This is a genomic window from Pasteurellaceae bacterium RH1A (assembly GCA_012221805.1).
GTDB lineage: Bacteria > Pseudomonadota > Gammaproteobacteria > Enterobacterales > Pasteurellaceae > RH1A.
In genome coordinates, this window is the sequence record CP015195.1 from 1616906 (window position 1) to 1636643 (window position 19738).

Here is a 19738-nt window from a genome sequence, read left to right on the forward strand (position 1 = left end):
AAAAGCCTTATTTTTTGCAAGGCCTGCACAAAGATTACTCTTCGCCCAACTCACCCATGGCTGTGATGCTAAAGCCTGCATCCACATGGACGATTTCACCGGTAATACCTGAGGCTAAATCAGAGCATAAGAAGGCGGCTGAGTTACCCACATCTTCAATGGTTACGGTACGTTTAAGAGCAGCTGTTTGTTCAAAGGCAGCTAGCATTTTCTTGAAGTTCTTAATACCAGAAGCTGCAAGCGTGCGGATTGGGCCGGCTGAAATGGCGTTTACACGAATGCCGTCTTTACCCAGGTCGGCTGCCATCACACGGGTGGCCGCTTCAAGGGAGGCCTTGGCCAAGCACATCACGTTGTAGTTTGGAATGGCACGCTCTGCCCCTAAGTAAGACAGGGTTAAGAGGGCCGCATTTGGATTTAAGAAGGGGCGAGCAGCCTGGGCCATGGCTACAAAGCTGTAGGCACTGATGTCGTGGGCAATGCGGTAGCCCTCACGGGTGGCGGCATTAACGTAGTCGCCGTCTAACTGATCGCCTGGAGCAAAGGCAATGGCGTGGACAAAGCCATCAAACTTATCCCAAGTTTTGCTAAGGTCTGCAAAGCAGGTTTGGATGCTTTCATCGGTGGCCACGTCTAATGGCAACACGATGTCTGAACCAAATTCCTTGGCGAAGTCTTCAACACGCGATTTTAATTTATCATTTAAGTAGGTAAAGGCCAGCTCTGCCCCCTGCTCTTTCATGGATTTGGCAATGCCGTAGGCAATAGAACGGTTGCTTGCAAGGCCTGTGACTAAAATACGTTTACCAGCTAAAAAGCCCATAGTGTTTTCCTCTTAATTTGATTTCTGCCCCAATGGCAAGTGGCAGGATTATAGCCAAATTTGGAGGGATTAGCAAAGCTGACCATTAAGCCACAAAACCCTGTAAAATTCTGGCGGTAAATTGCTTGCGTAAGTAAAAACCCAGGGGCAGGGACTGAACCTGCTCTCCCCTGTCGTTGATGGCTGCTGCTCTAGCCTGGCTATTCCTGCCCTTGGGGCGAAGCTGGAGGACTTCTCCCAATCTGGCATTAATTTGGTGAAGTTTGCCCAGCACGATGAGATCCATCAGTTCCTCCCAATCGGCCTTTAACAAAAGCTCCTCTTCTTCACTGGGCGACCATAAAATAGGCTGGCCGATCAGGCGTTGGCCTAGCGGGATAGCTCGCTCCCCCTGCACGGGTATCCACAAAACCCTTTGTAATTTATGCCGAACGTGGGACTGCTCCCAAACGAGTCCGTGATTATGGGTGAGCGGGGCCAGGCTGACAAAGGTGGTTTCAAGCGGCAGGCCTTGGCCATTGACTGGAATGGTTTTAAGCTCAATGCCCAAATGGGCAAAATCCTGCTCGGCCTTGGAACCTGCCTTAGCACCTAGGGCCGTTTCAATCAGCATACCGACCCAGCCCTTGTCTCGGCGCAGATCAGGCGGCACAGGAATATTGAGCTGGCCGGCAATTTCACCTAGGCTAAAACCTGCCAGCAACTGGGCTTGGGCCAAGAGCTGGCTTTCAGATAAGGAATGGTTGGCTAAGGGCATCATACAAGCGAATAATTTCTAAACCTAACTTAATTAAACTCATCTCCTAAGGTTGCCACCATCACGGCCTTGATGGTGTGCATGCGGTTTTCGGCTTCATCAAAAACGATGGAGGCTGCTGATTCAAAGACCTCATCGGTCACTTCCAGCCCTTGCATCCCGTATTTTTGGGCAATTTCCTTGCCCACCACCGTTTCATCATCGTGGAAGGCTGGGAGGCAGTGGAGGAATTTCACATGAGGGTTGCCTGTGAGCTTCATCAAATCAGCATTAACCTGATAAGGCCTCATCAGTTTAATCCGCTCATCCCAGGCTGATTCAGGTTCGCCCATGGAGACCCACACATCGGTATAGACAAAGTCCACATCCTTAACTCCCTCAGCCACATCTTCGGTGCAGGTAATTTTAGCACCGGTTTCCTGGGCAAGTTCCTTAACCTCATCCAGCAGGGCCTCTTCTGGGAAGAACTGTTTTGGCGCAACTAGGCGTAAGTCCAAGCCCATCAGGGCTGCTCCTTCCACAAAGGAATTGCCCATATTGTTGCGGGCATCGCCCAAATAGGCCAGTTTCATTTGGTTGAGGGGCTTGTCGCAATGTTCCATCATGGTCAGGAAATCAGCCAAAATTTGAGTTGGGTGGAATTCATCGGTTAAGCCATTCCAAACCGGCACACCAGCATGATCGGCCAGGGTTTGCACTAACTCCTGGCCAAAGCCCCGATATTGAATGCCATCGTACATTCTACCCAGCACACGGGCCGTGTCCTTCATGGATTCCTTATGGCCAATTTGCGATCCACTTGGGCCGATATAGGTCACATTAGCCCCCTGATCAAAGGCCGCCACCTCAAAGGCACAGCGGGTGCGGGTGGAAGTTTTCTCAAAAATCAGGGCGATATTCTTGCCCTGCATGGTTTTCTGTTCGGTCTTGTTTTTCTTATCTGCCTTTAACTTGGCTGATAGATCTAAGAGAGACTGGATTTCAGCAGGGGTAAAATCCATTAGGCGAAGGAAGTGGCGATGTTTTAAATTGGGTGTTGGCATAGGGAGATCCTCTTGGTTTGTTATTATGGCGAGATTATAGGCTAGTTTTTCGTTTTTTTTAAGCCTTGTTTGCCTCTGTCAAGCAGGAATTTTTGCTTTTGCGATCCTGATCGAGAAAATCGCTTTTCCTGCTTGTTCTTACTCTTTTTCGCATTAAAATCCTTTTATTGATTGAAAAATAGTTAAAAGGTAATTATTATTTTATATGTATTCATATAGATTTGAATGGGATAAAAATAAGGCGCTAAGCAATCTGAAAAAACATCAGATTAGCTTTGAAACAGCAACTCATGTCTTTAAAGATCCTAATATATTGCTTAAACAAGACCGTTTTGAACACGGAGAAGAACGTTGGCAAGCCATTGGAAATGTTGCAGGCCATCGTATATTGTTAGTTGCTCACACATATCGTTTCCAGCAAGGAACCGAAGTGATTCGGATTATTTCCGCCCGTAAAGCCAATGCCAAAGAGAAGAAAGAATATGACAATCGTTAGTTACACTTTAGAAACCTTACCACCGCCTAACCCTAAAGAGCTTCAGGCTATTGATGCCATGTCTGATGATGATATTGACTATTCAGACATTCCAGCCAATACGCCCGAGCAACTAGCCCAATTCTACCGCCCCATCAAAAAGCAGGTGACTGCCAAAATTGATGCTGACGTACTGGCCTGGTTAAAAAGCAAGGGCAAGGGCTACCAAACCCGGATGAATAACATTTTACGCCAAGCCATGTTGGAAGAACGCCAATTTGCCAGAGAATAGGCCCTAAACCTTGTGACAAGCCAGGTCTTGTGGTATCTTGCCCCTAATTTTTAGTCCTGCAAGCGAGCCAGTTTGGCCCATTTTTTGCAAACAGAGGCAACCCTATGTCAAAACACCTCACTGAACAACGTTTTATTGATTTCCCCATCCACGAAAATGTCCTGGCCGCTCTTGATAGCAAGGGCTTTGAGTTCTGTACCCCTATTCAGGCCTCTTCCCTGCCCTACACGCTGGCAGGCCAAGATATTGCAGGCCAGGCTCAAACAGGGACAGGCAAGACCATGGCCTTTTTGGTGGCCACCTTCCACCACCTGCTCAAGCAAGATTTAGACACCAAATCCAACCAGCCTCGTGCCCTCATTCTGGCTCCAACCCGTGAACTGGCGGTACAAATCGCCTCTGATGCGGAACTCTTAGTCAAACATTCTGGCCTCAAGATTGCCTTGGCCTATGGCGGCGATGGTTACGACAAGCAACTCAAGGCCATTGAACAGGGCGTGGATATTTTGGTCGGCACGACTGGCCGGGTGATTGATTATGTTAAGCAGGCTATTATTGATCTGAATAAGGTGCAGGTGGTGGTACTGGATGAGGCCGATCGGATGTTCGATCTGGGCTTTATCAAGGACATCCGCTACCTCATGCGTAAATGCCCTAAACCAAGCGAACGCCTGACCATGCTCTTCTCTGCCACCCTTTCTCACCGTGTGCGGGAGCTGGCCTTTGAAGATATGAACGATGCCCAATATATTGAAATTGAACCAGAGCAACGCACCGGCGAGCGGATTAAGGAAGAGCTCTTTTACCCCTCTAACAAGGACAAGATGGCCCTGCTCTTAACTCTTCTGGAAGAAGAATGGCCTGAACGTTGTATTGTCTTTGCCAACACCAAACAGAAATGTGAAGACGTTTGGGGCTTTTTGGCCGCCGATGGCCACCGTGTCGGCCTCTTAACCGGCGACATTCCTCAGAAAAAACGCCTAGCCCTGCTGGATAGCTTTACCAAGGGCGATTTAGATATTCTGGTCGCCACCGATGTAGCCGCCCGTGGCCTGCATATTCCACAAGTCACCCACGTTTTCAATTACGATCTGCCAGATGACCGTGAGGACTATGTTCACCGTATTGGCCGGACAGGCCGGGCCGGCGAAAGTGGTCACTCTATCAGCTTTGCCTGCGAACGCTATGCCATGAACCTGCCAGCCATTGAGGAATATATTGGCCACTCCATTCCAGTTAGCCAATATAACAGCGAGGCCTTACTGGATTTGCCAAGGCCTTATCGCCTGAAATCCAGCAGCAAGCCGAGCCGAGAGCGCCGCAGAAGATAGTCCAATCCACAAACAAAAATAGCGAGTTAAACTCGCTATTTTTAGGCATATAGGACAAAATAGTTGGTAAAAAGTGGCTTAAAGCCTTATAGTACAAGGCTTTAAGCCCTCTTTTTGAAATATGCACAAAAAACTGTCCTTTCTGCCAACATTCCCCGATCCAGAAGTATGGCAAACAAAATAATGTACAGCGTTACAAATGTCTTAGCTGTAATAAAACATTTACCTTTAAGAATAAATTAGATCCTGAAAAAATTTGGCTTGATTATTCATCTGGAAAACAAACACAAGTACAGTTAGCAGAAAAATATTCTTGCTCTTCTCGAACTATTCGAAGATATTTAGAGAAGCACCCTAAATCCTCCTTAAATAAACCTCAAAATACATACTTGAACTTAATTATTGATACAACATTCTTTCACCGAGATTTTGGTGTAATGGTGTTTATTGATAGCTCTACAAAAAAGGTGGTTTATCACCAAATAGTCAAAACAGAAAAAGATATCTATTACAAGAAGGCCATGAACCGTTTAAGGGAAAGAAATTATATTATTCAATCAGTTACCTGTGATGGGCGTAGAGGCCTCTTAAAAGATTTGTTCAATACACCAACACAGATGTGTCAGTTTCATCTTGTAGCAATCGTAATGAGGGCATTGAGAAAGAAACATCAATCACATGCAGGAAGAGAATTAAAAAGTATTATTAAGACGCTTAAAACCAGCTCTAAAAATGAATTTTATTTAAAAATATATGAATGGAAGAGAAAACACCAGGAGTTTTTAAGTGAACGGTCAGATAAACCAAATGAAAAAGGGAAATACCCTTATAAACATCGAAGTGTAAGAAGTGCTGCTGCGAGTATTAAGCGTTATTATGAATATATTTTTACTTATGAGAAATATCCTGAATTAAATATTGAAAAGACAACAAATAGGATTGAAGGTTTATTTAAGGAACTAAAAGACAAATTACGTCCGCACAGCGGTTTAACAAGAAAGCATAAGATCTTGTTTATACAGGACTTTTTGAACAAAAAGAGTTGGTAAGGATCTGTTAAAATAATCTTTACCAACTTTTTTGTCCTATAGAGGCATAAAGTGCAAAAAGACCAACTATTTTGTCCTATATGCCCAAAAACAACCCGCTTGCAGCAACAAGCGGGTTATTTTTACTCATATTCTTCAAGCCATTTCAGCAAAATTGCTTCTAAAATAGATTCATTTGAGCCTTCTGGGTTATCGTCAAACTCCTCCATTTCACAGATCCATTTGTGCATATCGGTGAAACGTACCGTTTTTGGGTCTAAATCTGGGTCACGATCATAGAGTGCCCAGGCGATTTCTTGTACATCTGTCCATTTCATTTTAGTGATCCTCTTTGGCGTGGTTGAGGCTGTATTTTGGAATTTCGACTACAATGTCTTCTGAGCCGATAATGCACTGGCAGCTCAAGCGGCTGTCAATCTCTAAGCCCCAAGCCTTGTCTAGCATATCTTCTTCTTGCTCGGTAGTTTCGTTCAGGGAATCGTAACCCTCACGAATAACAACGTGGCAGGTGGTACAGGCACAAGATTTGTGGCAGGAGTGCTCAATTTCAATGTCGTGATCGTGCAGGATATCAACCAGATTATCGCCTGTCTTGGCCTCGATCACATAGCCCTCAGGGCAAAGTTCTTCATGTGGTAATACAACAACTTTTGGCATTTTTGCTTCCTTCGTAATAAAAATATTGTTTTTTACTCCCTATCCTTCTTATGGTTTAGCTTATTAGTAGGGTGGGCATCCTTGCCCACCATTTTAAATACGCTTTTAATGGTGGGCAAGGATGCCCACCCTACATATCCCATAAGTGAATAAGAAAGTTTGATAAGATCATTTTTTCATAAAACAATCAATCTACCAAGCCTATTTAGGCTGTTAAATTGATAGTTAAATCTTTAGGCTTGTTCGACTTCACTGACCGACTTACCAGCCAAGGCCTTATGAATAGTCGCATTCATGCGGCGGGCGGCAAATTCTTGGGTAGCATTATCCAAATCTTTAATGCCTTGCATAATAGCCGTGCGATCATCTTGCTGCTTCAACTCCATCAGGTTTTGCAAGGCCTGCTCAATCTGGCGAAATTCAGCTTCAGTTAAGAGTTCAGCACCATCAGCTTGTAGGGCAGAAATCACGCTATCAATTACTCGACCGGCCTCTACCCGTTGTTCTGCTAACTGGCGAGCAGCCACATCAGATTGGGCGTTATCAAAAGAAGAGCGGATCATAGCGGTTACTTCTTCATCAGTTAGTCCATAAGACGGCTTAATCTGAATAGAGGCCTGGACCTTGGTGGATTTTTCCATGGCGGTAACACTAAGTAGGCCATCTGCATCCACCTGATAGGTAACACGGATATGGGCAGCCCCAGCCACCATAGGCGGAATGCCACGCAAGGTAAAACGCCCCAGCGATCGGCAGTCGTCCACCAACTCACGTTCGCCTTGTACAACGTGAACAGTCATGGCCGTTTGGCCGTCCTTAAAGGTGGTAAATTCTTGGGCACGGGCCACAGGAATGGTGGTGTTACGAGGGATGATTTTCTCCACCAAGCCGCCCATGGTTTCAATCCCCAGTGAAAGTGGTACAACATCCAAGAGAAGCATTTCGCTGTCTGGCTTATTGCCAACCAAGATATCCGCCTGAATGGCTGCACCAAGGGCAACCACCTTGTCAGGATCAATGGAAGTTAAAGGGTTTTGGCCGAAAAAGCTGCCTACCTGCTCTCGTACAAAAGGCACACGGGTTGAACCTCCCACCATCACCACTTCTCGCACCTCTTCGCTTTCCACACCTGCGTCCTTTAAGGCTCGGCGACAGGTGATCAGTGAACGTTTGACAAGCGGTTGAATTAGCTCATTAAATTGCAAACGGCTAATTTGTCCCTGCCAGCCCTGCCAGTCCACGTTAGTATTTTCCGCTTGGCTAAGGGCTTCTTTTAGGTTGCGGGCAAAGGTTAGCAATTCACGCTGCTGGTTGGCATTTTGAGGCTGTTTGCCTGATTGTTCCACAATCCAGTTGCCAAGCAAATGGTCAAAATCATCGCCACCTAAAGCGGTATCACCACCGGTGGCGAGCACTTCAAACACACCTTTAGACAAACGCAAAATCGAAATATCAAAGGTGCCACCACCCAAGTCGTAAACCGCAATCACGCCTTCTTGTCCGCTGTCTAAGCCATAAGCCACGGCAGCGGCAGTTGGCTCATTTAGTAAACGCAAGACATTAAGCCCGGCCAGACGAGCGGCATCCTTGGTGCTTTGGCGTTGGGCATCGTCAAAATAGGCGGGGACGGTAATCACCACGCCAGATAATTCGCCGGCCAAACGCTGCTCTGCAATTTGATTTAGACGGCTTAAAATATCCGCCGACACTTCCACAGGGCTTTTCTTGCCTTGCTGGGTTTCAATCAAGGGTAGGCCGTTTTCAGAGGCGGTAAACTGATAAGGAAGATCGTAGCGAGCCTGCACATCAGCCAGGCTTCTGCCAATTAAACGCTTAACTGAAATGACGGTATTTTGCGGATCTCGGCTTGCCTGCTCAAAGGCCTCCACACCCACGATTTTTTCCGCCTGCCCATAATGCACCACCGATGGCACAAGGCTGCGGTCTTGCTCGTCCTCTAAAATAGTCGCCTGCCCACTGCGAACTGCTGCCACAAGGGAGTTTGTCGTCCCCAAATCAATCCCCACCGCTAAACGATGTTGGTGAGGTGCGGCGGTTTGGCCAGGTTCTGCGATTTGTAATAGTGCCATATTATTTCTCTTTTTTATGGGTATAGCTTTCTTGCCATGACCACAGTAATTACTTCTAAAATATTCTCTGAAGGCTGGTGATAAACAATACGGTATTTCCCCTTGATTGGATACAATTCCCTTGTTCCTTTCACTTGACCTAATTTCCCCATTTTAGGGAAATGGCTTGCCAGCTCAACAATCTTCTCAAACTCTTCAAGATAGCGATAAGCACTTTCGGGACTTGCATATTCAGCTACTTGCTCGACAATCCATTCAATATCCGCTAAGGCTTCATCTGTCCAAACAATCTTCATTGAGAGGAAGCCTTACCTTGTTCAACACGTTCAATAACAGCTCTCGCCCTACTCATGACGGTTTCTGAGGAATGTACTCTACCCGCTCGACTATCTTCCAATCCTTTGGCTACTTTTTGCTCCAACCATTGTTCGTATTTTTTTTCCTGTAAAGCAACATAAGTATCAAAGATTGTTTCCCAGAGATCTTGCTGGGTCAGTCCTGTTTCTTCCATGATTTTATGGAATTGGTGAGAACGCTGTGAATTTAATTCTATTTGTGCCAACATCATTCACTCCTTATTTACAAAATTTTCAGATTTTTGCTCCGCTTGTAGAGGAAAACAAATCTGTTCCATCATTTGCTCAATATTATCCCATCGGCGAAAACCGCTTAATTCGCCTTGTTCTATATCATCGCGAAGCTGCTTCAGTTTATCACGCTCTTGAGACATATTAACTCACCGAATAAGCCACGCCGTACTTGTCTTTAACATTAAAGGTGGCTTCAAAGTGGCGTTCGATGGCAACCGCTTGTTTTGACCGATCATCCATTTTAGCCGCATGGCTTAATTCCGGCTCAAAGCGATAGACTTGGTTGCCGTCTAGGTTTTGGACATCTGCCTGCCAATTTTGCCAATAAAAGCCTTGGTAAAAGGCCATTAAGTCAGCATTTAAGGCCCAGCCTAGAAATTCAGAATAGCTTAAATTGAGATCCTGCCATTCTTCCTTTTGTGGCGAATAGTAGTAGATCTTGCCGACATTTGGGCCTAAGCCACCTGCATTAAGGCCGAAATAGCCACCTAAGACATCATCGGCTACCAATAAATAAGAGGGCTGTTCGCCTGACTCTTGGAAGGTTTTGCCGAAGTTCCACTCCAGCAAGCCACGGTTGAGTTTGGGGCTGCCTGAGCCTAAAATCCGTAACCAACCGTGGTTGATTAAGATGCCACCTGTTTCATAAATCACCGCCCCCATGGGTGAACGGACGCTGATTTGCAGGCTAAAGAGATCCTTGCCAGCCACCTTTTTATCGGCTGATAAGATTTCAAAATGATTACGGGTTTGCTTAAACCAGGTTTTTAGCACCGCCCAAGCAGATTGATCCGCTTGGGTTAGTTGTTCGATTGTTTGCATTTAATCCTCTTTCTATAATTGACAATACAGATTTTATCTCAACATATAGAAATTTTATCTGTTTCCTACTTTAATAAAATATTTCTCAAAATAAAAATAAGAAACATAACTTACTAACAGTGTTAAAAGCATTGCAATTCCAAAATAAACTGGATAAGGTATAGACAACAATCCAGCTATTTTCTTTACAAAATTAAAAACCACTGGATGAATAAGATATACTCCATAGCTAATTTCCCCCAATAGTTTTAGCCCTTTCTTTAAAAAATCTGGTAAAAATAAATCGTATCTAAGAAAAACATAAACAAATAATATAGACATTGCTGTATATACTAGTCTTGTCATGCCTGTTACTAATTCCGTAATACTTCCGCTTACAGGGTGGAAGATAAAAACTGAAATCAAAAAAATATAGATTAAAATATTAGCTATTCTATTCTGTTCTGTTCTGTTCTGTTCTGTTCTGTTCTGTTCTGTTCTGTTCTTAACAATACAACCTAACATTACTCCACTGGCAAATAAAAACAACTGATTAAGTGGATTTATATAGACACGCCACCAACCATTATTAGCATTAGGAATTAAAACAAAAGCAAAGTAACAATATATAAGAAAACAAACTCCCATTAATAAAAAAAACAATTTATTATTTTTGCTTAAACTTAGCATCATGATAGGAAAGAAAAGATAAAAAAATAATTCATTCCCTATAGACCAACCACCCGTCAATATATAGTTATCATACGCAAAAACAGAAAACAAACCTGATATATTCAAGAGCAAGCTTAAATAACTGGACTCAGCACTATAAGTTACAATAAATACAAACAACGTCAATATTGAAAATAATGGCAATATCCTGAAAATTCTCTTTTTAAAAAAACTTAATATCTTTTAATTTCGAAAAATTATATTTTTGATACACATAATATAAAGTAAATCCACTTAATATATAAAATATTGACACTCCATAAATTGCCACTTTAGTAATAAATAAATCTGCTCCAAATACAGATACATCATTACTATTAAATAGTAAATAATGATATATCATAATTAAGAAGGCACAAATTCCTCTCAAATAATCGAGACCTTCTATTCTAACTCTAGACATGCTTTGCATATTAACCCTCAAAAATCTTATCTTCCACCCGCTCAATCTCCACCATCAGCTTTTTCACAAAGCGGAGTTTGTCGCATAAGCCGTCCGCTTCTTGCCAATCTTGGTTATTGAGAGAAAGAGTAAGTTCTGCAATCATCTGCTTCTGCTCGGCCTTGATTTGCTGGGTAAAATCCTCAAGAGCGGCTTCATCTTGGCTATTTTCAATGCCGTTCAAGGCCTCTCGCCATTCCAGTTGCTGCATTAAAAAAGCCACATCACGGTTGCTTTTTTGTTCGGGATCGTGGGTTAGGCCGGTGTTAAGAGCGATGATGGTTTCTGCACGCAAAATGGGGTCTTTGAGGATCTTTTGAGCATCATTAACTTCAGTGGATTTTTGCATGGCAATTCGCTGATCTTGGGCCGAATGCGAGGCAAAGTTATCTGGGTGAAGCGATTTCTGTAATGCAAGATAACGCTCGGAAAGCACCGCTTGATCGATTTCAAAGGCGACAGGCAGGTCAAATAATTCAAATGGATTGCTCATACCGCCCCTTAAACGTGGAAACTTTCGCCACAACCGCAGGATTCTTTCACATTAGGGTTGCTGTATTTAAAGCCCTCATTAAGGCCTTCTTTGACGAAATCGAGTTCAGTGCCTTCAAGGTAGGTCAGGCTTTTAGGATCAACAATGATTTTTACGCCATGTTGCTCAAATACTTGGTCTTCTTCATTTAGCACATCGACAAATTCCAGCACATAGGCAAGCCCCGAACAACCCGAGGTTTTAACCCCAAGACGTAATCCAATGCCCTTGCCACGGTTATCTAAAAAGGTTTTGACGCGAGAAGCGGCAGCTTCTGTTAAGGTAATGCCCATTTTTTGTCCTTATTTGTCGCTAAAATGTAAATGGGTAAAAGACTTTACCCACCGTTGAGAAATGCCAAAGGGCGAATCATCTTCGCCCTAATTTTTAAGCACCTTGTTTGGCTTTATAGTCAGCAATCGCTGCCTTGATGGCATCTTCTGCCAAGAGTGAGCAGTGCACTTTTACAGGTGGTAGCTCAAGCTCTTCGGCGATGTCGCTGTTTTTAATGGCCGCTGCTTCATCTAAAGATTTGCCCTTAACCCATTCAGTGATTAAAGAGCTTGAAGCAATGGCTGAACCACAGCCGTAGGTTTTGAATTTGGCGTCTTCAATAATGCCACTGCCGTTTACCTTGATTTGCAGTTGCATGACGTCACCACAAGCTGGTGCGCCGACCATGCCGGTTCCTACTGCGGCATCTTTCTTATCTAAGGTGCCTACGTTACGTGGGTTTTCGTAGTGATCAATTACTTTATCGCTGTATGCCATTTTGTGTTCCTTCTGGTTGGAAAATTTGGTTTAAGTTTATCCCCCTCCCCCGCTTGCGGGGGAGGGTTGGGGTGGGGGATTGAGCGAAGCTCAAGATACAAGCGGCTCAAAAATAACAAGATTTTGCAAATCTACTTGTCTTTATATCGCTTGTTGCCTATCGGCAATCCCCCTCCCTAGCCCTCCCCCGTAAACGGGGGAGGGGATTTTTTTAGTTTAGATTAGTGCTCTGCCCACTCAATGGTGCTAAGGTCGATACCTTCTTTGAACATATCCCAAAGTGGAGAAAGTTCACGCAGTTTAACCACCGCTTTTTTCACGATGTCGATGGTATAGTCGATCTCTTCTTCGGTTGTCCAACGGCCAACAGTGAAGCGAATGGAGCTATGTGCCAATTCATCATCACGGCCTAGGGCACGTAAAACGTAAGACGGCTCAAGGCTGGCGGAAGTACAGGCTGAACCTGAAGAAACGGCGATGTCTTTAAGGGACATCATCATGGACTCACCCTCAACAAAGTTGAAACTGATGTTGAGGTTGCTGCCCACACGGTGTTCCATTGAACCGTTGATGTAAACCTCTTCCATATCGGCAAAGCCTGCAAGCAAGCGGTCACGTAGGGCGGTTAAACGCACCATTTCGTCTGCCATTTCTTCTTTAGCAATGCGATAGGCTTCGCCCATACCCACGATTTGGTGAACAGGTAGAGTACCAGAACGCATACCACGCTCGTGGCCACCGCCGTGAATAATGGCTTCTAAACGCACACGCGGACGGCGGCAAACGTATAAACCGCCGATCCCTTTCGGCCCGTAAAGTTTGTGACTAGAGAAAGACATTAAGTCCACGTTAAGTTCAGCCACGTTTACTGGCACTTTACCGACGGATTGGGTGGCATCGACGTGGAAAATGATTTTTTTCTCACGGCAGATTTTACCGATAGCCGCAATGTCTTGAATCACACCGATTTCGTTATTGACGTGCATAATAGACACTAAAATGGTGTCTGGGCGAATAGCAGCCTTGAATTTTTCAAGATCTAGCAAACCGGTATCTTCTGGTTCTAAGTAGGTTACTTCAAAGCCTTCACGCTCTAATTGGCGGCAGGTGTCAAGCACGGCCTTGTGTTCGGTTTTGCAGGTAATGATGTGCTTGCCCTTGGTTTGGTAGAAGTGAGCTGCACCTTTAATGGCAAGGTTGTCAGACTCGGTTGCCCCAGAAGTAAAAACGATTTCACGGGCATCCGCACCGATTAAATCTGCAATGTGGTTACGGGCCACATCTACCGCTTCTTCCGCTTCCCAGCCGAATTTGTGGGAACGAGAAGCTGGGTTGCCGAAGATGCCGTCTTTGGTCATATATTGCATCATTTTTTGTGCGACACGCTCATCCATCGGGGTGGTTGCGGCGTAGTCCAAATAAATTGGTAATTTCATTGTTACTCCTAAGGGTTAATGCTGATGATCGTGGCAATGGGATTTGACACAATCGTGATCTTTATGTTCTTGAACCAAGTCTGCCAGCGAAATTGTGTGCAAAAACTGCTCAATTTGCATTTCCAAACGCTCCCACAGGGTATGGGTTAAGCATTGTGCGTCTTTGCTACAATTCCCACTGCCCTTGCATTTGGTCACATCAATGCTTTCATTGACCGCCTCAATAATCATTCCCACACTGATTTCTTCAGGCGTCTTGCCCAGCTGGTAGCCACCGCCCGGCCCACGCACGCTGCTGACAATTCCCTCCCGCCGCAATTGGGCGAAGAGTTGTTCTAAATAAGACAGCGAAATGGCTTGGCGATCGGAAATATCCGCAAGGCTGACTGGCTCAGACTTACCATGCAAGGCAATATCTAAAATGGCAGTTACTGCGTAACGGCCTCTTGACGTTAATTTCATTGAGAAGCCTCATAAAAATGATTTAGCTCAAAACTAAAACGAGATGAATTTTGATATACCCAACTAATTTAGTCAAGTATAACCAACTTATTAAATTGAAAGGTTTTATAAATTAAATAGGGTTATTATAGGCTAAAGGCGGGGATTTTTCTATTTTTTGCTGCCCTTTTTAAAGCCTAAAAATTATCCTTTTGCTGCCGTAACCGAATAAAATCCGCCAAATTTTCTGCCCGTAGAAACGGATTAATCTGCTTTTCCAGGCCAATAGTGGTTGGCAGGCTAGGGCGGCCTTGGGCCCGCCAAATATCTACCTGCTCCTGATATTCTGCCAGGGTACAGCTAGGCGGCAGGACAGCTTGGGCGAATTTCAAATTGCTTTGGGTATATTCATGGGCAGGAAAAACCTGTACCCAGTCAGGCAGCTGCTTAAAGCGCTCTAAGGCCTCAAATTGCGCCTTATAATCCCCAGTAAAGACCCTGCCGCAACCGCCTGAAAAAAGGGCATCGCCGCAGAAAAGGTAGGTCTTATCCAACAAGTAGCTGATATGCCCTGCCGTATGGCCACCGCTGGCCAAGACTTCAAAGGTCAGCCCCCATCGTTCAAAGCACTCTTGAGGCTCAACTATCTGATTGGCAAAGGCCGCCGTTTCTGCAGGGCCGAAAACGGGCAGATGGGGATACTCTTCCAAGAGGGTTTGCACGCCCGCGGTGTGATCATCGTGATTGTGGGTTAGCAAACAAGCGGTTAATTTCAAACCCTTTTTTGCAAGAAAATCCCGCACAGGCTGGGCCTGGCCTGGGTCAATAACCAGGGCTTCTTGGTCTTTCTCAAGCAACCAAATATAGTTGTCACTTAGGGCGGGGATGGGGGTGATTTTTAGCATATCCTTCCTTACCTACTTTCCAAACTTGAAGATGGCGCCAGCCTCCAGGCTGGTGCCTTATATATCAATGGGTTATCAGCACCAGCGAGGACGCTGGCGCTATCCAAAAGCCTACTTCCCAAAGCCCTTCAGCCCCACCACATGCACATATTCCTGATTATTGGCGATCTTCCGCACCAATTTATAGGTTGTGCCCCGTTCTGGGCTGATGTTTTCTGGGGCGGCAATAAGTAGCTGCATATCCAACCGCTCGCAAAGTTCAAACAAGGTGTTAATAGAATTTGCGTCAAGTCGAGCCGCTTCATCAAGGAAGAGCAGGCGGCAAGGCAAAATATCCTTGGCACGCAGGCGGCGGGATTCTTCTTCCCAGCTCTGCACCACCATTAAGAGAATGGACATACCTGTACCGATGGCTTCACCGGTGGAAAGAGCACTACTTTCTGCCCGCATCCAGCCGTCTGCCCCACGGTAGGTTTCGACTTCCAGCTCTAAGTAATTGCGGTAGTCCAGCAACTCTTCGCCAATGGTTTGTGGCGTACGTTGGCCCAGCTCGATATGCGGATTAACGCGTTTGTAGAGCATGGCCAAGGCTTCTGAGAAGCCCAGTTTTTCGCTCTCAAACAGATCCTTGTGCTGCTCCCGTTCGCTAGAAAGTGCGTTCAACAAGATAGCGTGGGTGTCACGAATATTGACCACCAAACGCACGCCCTTGACCTGGCCGAAGCTGATATTCTGCAAGCCTTGGTTGAGTTGCAGAATGCGGTTTTGCTCCCGCTGAATGGTTTTGCGTAAGATATTGGCGACACTTTCGCTGCTAATCGCCAGTTTTTTCTCACGGCTGGTCAGCTCGCTGGTGAGGCGGGAAAGCTCAATTTCCATCTGTTCGATGGCATCAATTGGGTCGTCCGTTTTGATAATATCTTGGCGAATCCGCTCACGCAGGTGCTGATAAACCGCAATAAAGAAGGCCACCTTGTTTTCAGGCTTGCGGCTGTCTTCGGAAGCTCTCAGGCTGTCACGCAGGTATTCGTTGTCGGCTACCGCTGTACGTAATGCCCCTAAAGCCTTATCGGAAATAGAACGCAGCTCTTCGGCAGTTTGGTAGGCCAGTTCACGGCGGTTGAGGCGTTTTTCCACATCGCTATTGCGAGAAAGTTTAAGCACCATACACCAGCTGACTTTTGCCTGTACCACCAACTCACGCTGGGTGTGGTAGTCCCGCTCTGCCTTGCGTTGGGCCTTGGTCAGGTTGTCCATTTCGGCCTCAATCACCGCTAATTGTTTTTCAATGTAATTGCGGCGAGAACGTTGCTGGCTCAGGCGTTGTTGTAGGTCGTCCCGTTTGGCTCGGGCAATCACTTCCACTTCGACATCGCCTCGCACACCCAACTCATCAATTTCACGCAGGAACTCTTGCAGGGTTTGCTGTTTGCTGTCGAAAGAAGCCTTGAGGCCGGTTAAAACGCTTTCGTATTGGGAAAGCTGGGCTTGGGCAGTGCGTAGCTGGTTACGCGCCTGTTCCCGCTCACGTTGGGCGGCTTCTAGGCGTTGGCGGAGCTGGTCGGTCAGGCTTGAGCCCTCTGCCCCTACGGTTTCTTGGTAGGAGAAATGCAGGCGGCGGCCAATTACATCAGCCAGGCTAAAGACCTTCTGATTTGCAAGTTTTTGCTCATTTTTGACCCGCTTGTAGTCGGCTTCCAGCTGTTCAAACTGGGCAGGATCGCTTTGCAGGGCAACTGCAATCGGCTCAAGTTGGGCTAGATAGAAACCAAATTGGCGGATAAAGATCTCGTCCTCTTGGGCTTCCTCTAAATCGGCACGGGCGTATTCCACTCGCTCGCTCAGGGTTTCATCGCTTAGAAGATTGAGCTGTGGCAGAACCTTGTTGAGCATTTGAATCAGGGCTTTTGCCTTGTCTAACTGGCTCCGCAGGTGTTGCTCGGTCTGGCTGGCCTGGTTGAGTTCTCGCTCAATTTCCGCTCGTTGAGCCTGAATTTCTTGCATAGCCTCTTCAGGATTTGGCTGGAAGGCCAGGCTTAAGTGCGTGCCGATAAACTGGCTCAAGTGCTGATGTAAACGCTGGCATTTTTGCACTTCAAAGGCAGCTTCGGCGTGTTTTTGGCTGGTTTCTTCTAGTTCGGCTTTCAGCTCTTCCAAACGCTTTTCACGGGCGGCACGGCCAAAGAGAGGCACTTGTGGGAACTTGGAATAACGCCACTGGCGGTTGGAAATCTGTACCACCACGCCTTCACCCAATTCATCAGCCTCAAAAACGGCGTCATCAAAGGCGTTCGGGTCACCTTCGATCAAGTAAAGATCGTCTGGACAGTCGTCTAGCTGTTCTAATTGGGCCTTAACCGCATTCAGATCCCGCACCACAATGGCATGGCGGGCTTCGCCGTAAAGGGCGGAGAAATAAGGTGCATCTTCAATCGACACATCTTCATAAAGTTCCGATAAGAGCACGCCGCCAAAACGTTCGGCAAGCTGGTTGAGGCGTGGATCTTCCGAACCGTCTGGCTGACTGAGGCGGGAAATTTGCCCTTCAAGTGCCTGCTCGTGGCGATCCAATTCGTCCCGCTTGAGGGTGGCTTCCCGCTCACGGTTGAGGGTGTTTTGCATAAAGCTCATCACCGACTGGCTTGCCTCGAAATTCTCACCACATTGTTCTTGCAGGCGAACCAAGGCAGATTGGGCGGTATGCCAAGCTGGAGCGGTTTGAGCCAAACGCTGGTAATCTTGGTTGAGCTGTTCCCGCTGCTGGCGTTGGGCAGAGCGGCTTTCGACAAACTCGCCCAATTCGCCCTCTAAATCCTCTAACCGTGCCTGTTGCTCTTCAAAATAGGCCTCTAAATCTTCTGCGGTGGCCAGTTCGGTTTGTGCTTTTTGGTTAAATTCCCGTAGTAAACGCTCGGCATTTTGTTGTTGGGCAAGTCGCTGTTCTAATTCGTTGAGTTTATGGCGAAGGGCTACCGCTTGTTGGGCTTGAGCCTTTTGGCGAGGATAGTTGGCCATCAGCTCTTTTGCCTCGTCCCAGGCCTGCAAGCGGTCGGTATCGCCGATAATTTTGCAAACCAACTCATAAGCCTTGTCGAACTGGGTCTTGGCCATTTCAGACACCGACAAACGCTGTTCCAACTCAAACACTTGGTCGGTCAGTTCTTCGGCTTGGGCGGCAAATTCGCTGTGGTAGTCCTCAATATTGTGTAAATCTAAATTCGGCAAACCGCAAAGCTGCTTGGCTTTCTCTAAAGCATTAACCGCCTGTTGATATTGCAAAGCTCGAGTTTGTTGTGCATCCAGTGCCTGTTGGTAATCGGCCAACTGGGAACGTAAATCCTCTACCACTTCTTCGGCTTGGTCGGCTCGTTCTTGGGCAGACTCCGCCTGCTCATGGATTTCTTCTAGGGCAACATTCTGCTCTTCGATTTTTTCCGCCAGTTCGTCCACTTCATCTTGGTAGCGTTCGATTTTTTCCTGATGGCGTAGGGCATTTGTGACCAAATTGAGATGGTCGTTGGCACTGTTGAGCTCTGCTTCTAAACCGCTTTCCGCCTCGCCCAATTCATGGGCTTCACGGCTAAATTCGATTAAGCGTTGCTGTTCTAATTCCAGATGGGATTTTGCTTGATACCAAGCTCGGCGTTGCTCAAGAGCCGCCTGCACATTGCCGCGACGTTCATTGGCGTGCCGCATATAGTCGGCGGACACATAATTGGTTGATTCGGTGATGAGTTTTTTGAACATATCCCGATCAGACTGGGTCAGCTTAATGGCCTCCAGGGTCATACGGTTCTCACGCAGTGCCGACTCCATATCTTGAAAGGCCTGGCGAACGCCCGTATTTTCTGGCAGGAGGTATTCACGCAGGGAGCGGGTAATCGCCCCTGAAATCCCCCCGTAAAGGGAGGCTTCAATCAGTTTGTAGAACTTGCTACGGTCGGAGGCTGAACGCAGGCGTTTTGGGATCACACCCAAATCGAACAAGAAGCTGTGGTAGTCGGTAATGGAATGGTATTGCTTGAAGATCACTTCTGTGCCGTCAAACTGATCCTTGAGATCGCTCAAGGCCAGCACACGGGCGTTACGCTCGCCCACCTGTTCGGTAAGAATGCTGATAATGCTTTGATTGGCTTCAATATTTTGCAAAGAGAAGGGGCGAATATCGACCTTTTTATCCCGCCCTGCAATCTGTTGCAGGCGAACCCCGGCAATAATCCGCTGGCCACGGGAGTTTTCGCTTTCCAGCACTGCATAACAGATCCCGGCTTTTAACTTACCGTACAAGCCCTTGTCCCGAGAGCTAGAGGTTGAACCTGCCTCGGTGGTATTACGGAAGTTAAGCAAGGTTAAATCAGGAATGAGGGAGGTGACAAAACCTGCCATGGTGGTGGACTTCCCTGCCCCATTACCGCCTGAAAGGGTGGTGACCAGCTGGTCTAAATCAAAGGTACGAGCAAAAAAGCCGTTCCAGTTAATCAGGGTTAAGGAGCGGAATTTCCCCCGCACAATGTCAGGGCGGGCAAGCGGGGCGGGTTGGGGAATAGTTTGCAAAATTTCGTTTTCCATTA

The 19738-nt window shown here is 46.4% G+C and carries 22 protein-coding genes; 4 read left to right on the top strand and 18 right to left on the bottom strand.

Annotated elements, in window-relative coordinates; translation table 11 throughout:
• Positions 1-34 precede the first annotated feature (34 nt).
• The 3 genes from A4G20_07585 to A4G20_07595 form a co-directional block, all read right to left on the bottom strand.
• The gene (locus A4G20_07585) at positions 35-823 is read right to left on the bottom strand and encodes an enoyl-[acyl-carrier-protein] reductase (protein QIW16200.1); all 789 of its coding nucleotides are present in this window, start codon (positions 821-823) and stop codon (positions 35-37) included.
• A gap of 85 nt (positions 824-908) precedes the next feature.
• Positions 909-1580: a DNA mismatch repair endonuclease MutH gene (locus tag A4G20_07590; protein QIW16880.1), complete on the bottom strand. Its 672-nt coding sequence runs from the start codon at positions 1578-1580 to the stop codon at positions 909-911.
• 29 nt (positions 1581-1609) lie between these two features.
• Entirely contained in the window at positions 1610-2623 is a 1014-nt protein-coding gene (locus A4G20_07595) for an ornithine carbamoyltransferase (GenBank protein ID QIW16201.1), read from the bottom strand.
• A gap of 205 nt (positions 2624-2828) precedes the next feature.
• Here A4G20_07595 and A4G20_07600 point away from each other — a divergent pair, with 205 nt between their 5' ends.
• The 4 genes from A4G20_07600 (at position 2829) to A4G20_07615 (ending at position 5770) form a co-directional block, all read left to right on the top strand.
• Entirely contained in the window at positions 2829-3119 is a 291-nt protein-coding gene (locus tag A4G20_07600) for a hypothetical protein (protein QIW16202.1), read from the top strand.
• Positions 3106-3390 carry a hypothetical protein gene (locus tag A4G20_07605; GenBank protein QIW16203.1) on the top strand — a complete coding sequence of 95 codons (285 nt, stop codon included), beginning with the start codon at positions 3106-3108 and terminating at the stop codon, positions 3388-3390. The genes A4G20_07600 and A4G20_07605 overlap by 14 nt, the downstream gene beginning before the upstream one ends.
• Positions 3391-3494: 104 nt before the next feature.
• The gene (locus A4G20_07610; protein QIW16204.1) at positions 3495-4721 is read left to right on the top strand and encodes an ATP-dependent RNA helicase RhlB; all 1227 of its coding nucleotides are present in this window, start codon (positions 3495-3497) and stop codon (positions 4719-4721) included.
• A 437-nt stretch (positions 4722-5158) separates the two neighbouring features.
• Positions 5159-5770 (top strand): transposase, encoded by a 612-nt coding sequence (locus tag A4G20_07615; protein ID QIW16205.1) that lies wholly within the window; start codon positions 5159-5161, stop codon positions 5768-5770.
• Positions 5771-5892: 122 nt separating this feature from the next.
• Here the strand turns inward: A4G20_07615 and A4G20_07620 are convergent, their stop codons facing one another.
• The 15 genes from A4G20_07620 to mukB all read right to left on the bottom strand — a co-directional run bounded on the left by A4G20_07620 (position 5893) and on the right by mukB (position 19736).
• Positions 5893-6087: a Fe-S assembly protein IscX gene (locus A4G20_07620; protein QIW16206.1), complete on the bottom strand. Its 195-nt coding sequence runs from the start codon at positions 6085-6087 to the stop codon at positions 5893-5895.
• Position 6088: 1 nt separating this feature from the next.
• Entirely contained in the window at positions 6089-6427 is a 339-nt protein-coding gene (locus A4G20_07625) for a ferredoxin, 2Fe-2S type, ISC system (protein QIW16207.1), read from the bottom strand.
• Positions 6428-6660: 233 nt separating this feature from the next.
• Positions 6661-8517: a Fe-S protein assembly chaperone HscA gene (locus A4G20_07630; protein QIW16208.1), complete on the bottom strand. Its 1857-nt coding sequence runs from the start codon at positions 8515-8517 to the stop codon at positions 6661-6663.
• Positions 8518-8531: 14 nt separating this feature from the next.
• Positions 8532-8813 (bottom strand): hypothetical protein, encoded by a 282-nt coding sequence (locus A4G20_07635; protein QIW16209.1) that lies wholly within the window; start codon positions 8811-8813, stop codon positions 8532-8534.
• Positions 8810-9085 carry a hypothetical protein gene (locus A4G20_07640; protein ID QIW16210.1) on the bottom strand — a complete coding sequence of 92 codons (276 nt, stop codon included), beginning with the start codon at positions 9083-9085 and terminating at the stop codon, positions 8810-8812. Before A4G20_07640 ends, A4G20_07635 begins: the two co-directional genes overlap by 4 nt.
• Before the next feature lie 163 nt (positions 9086-9248).
• Positions 9249-9929: a hypothetical protein gene (locus A4G20_07645; GenBank protein ID QIW16211.1), complete on the bottom strand. Its 681-nt coding sequence runs from the start codon at positions 9927-9929 to the stop codon at positions 9249-9251.
• A 54-nt stretch (positions 9930-9983) separates the two neighbouring features.
• Entirely contained in the window at positions 9984-10601 is a 618-nt protein-coding gene (locus tag A4G20_07650) for a hypothetical protein (protein QIW16212.1), read from the bottom strand.
• A gap of 202 nt (positions 10602-10803) precedes the next feature.
• Positions 10804-11052, bottom strand: coding sequence for a hypothetical protein (locus tag A4G20_07655; protein QIW16213.1), 249 nt, complete (start codon positions 11050-11052; stop codon positions 10804-10806).
• 1 nt (position 11053) lies between these two features.
• Positions 11054-11575 (bottom strand): Fe-S protein assembly co-chaperone HscB, encoded by a 522-nt coding sequence (locus A4G20_07660; GenBank protein ID QIW16214.1) that lies wholly within the window; start codon positions 11573-11575, stop codon positions 11054-11056.
• An 8-nt stretch (positions 11576-11583) separates the two neighbouring features.
• Complete coding sequence (locus A4G20_07665) at positions 11584-11907, bottom strand: iron-sulfur cluster assembly protein IscA (protein ID QIW16215.1); 324 nt, start codon at positions 11905-11907, stop codon at positions 11584-11586.
• Between the two features lie 94 nt (positions 11908-12001).
• On the bottom strand, positions 12002-12385 hold the full coding sequence (locus tag A4G20_07670; GenBank protein ID QIW16216.1) for a Fe-S cluster assembly scaffold IscU: 384 nt from the start codon (positions 12383-12385) through the stop codon (positions 12002-12004).
• A 221-nt stretch (positions 12386-12606) separates the two neighbouring features.
• Positions 12607-13821, bottom strand: coding sequence for a cysteine desulfurase IscS (locus tag A4G20_07675; GenBank protein ID QIW16217.1), 1215 nt, complete (start codon positions 13819-13821; stop codon positions 12607-12609).
• Between the two features lie 15 nt (positions 13822-13836).
• Positions 13837-14283, bottom strand: a complete 447-nt coding sequence (locus A4G20_07680; protein QIW16218.1) for a Fe-S cluster assembly transcriptional regulator IscR — start codon at positions 14281-14283, stop codon at positions 13837-13839.
• A 176-nt stretch (positions 14284-14459) separates the two neighbouring features.
• Positions 14460-15167 carry a hydroxyacylglutathione hydrolase gene (locus A4G20_07685; protein ID QIW16219.1) on the bottom strand — a complete coding sequence of 236 codons (708 nt, stop codon included), beginning with the start codon at positions 15165-15167 and terminating at the stop codon, positions 14460-14462.
• 111 nt (positions 15168-15278) lie between these two features.
• A complete protein-coding gene (gene mukB / locus A4G20_07690; GenBank protein ID QIW16220.1) occupies positions 15279-19736 on the bottom strand; it encodes a cell division protein MukB in 4458 nt (1485 codons plus the stop codon).
• Positions 19737-19738: the final 2 nt, after the last annotated feature.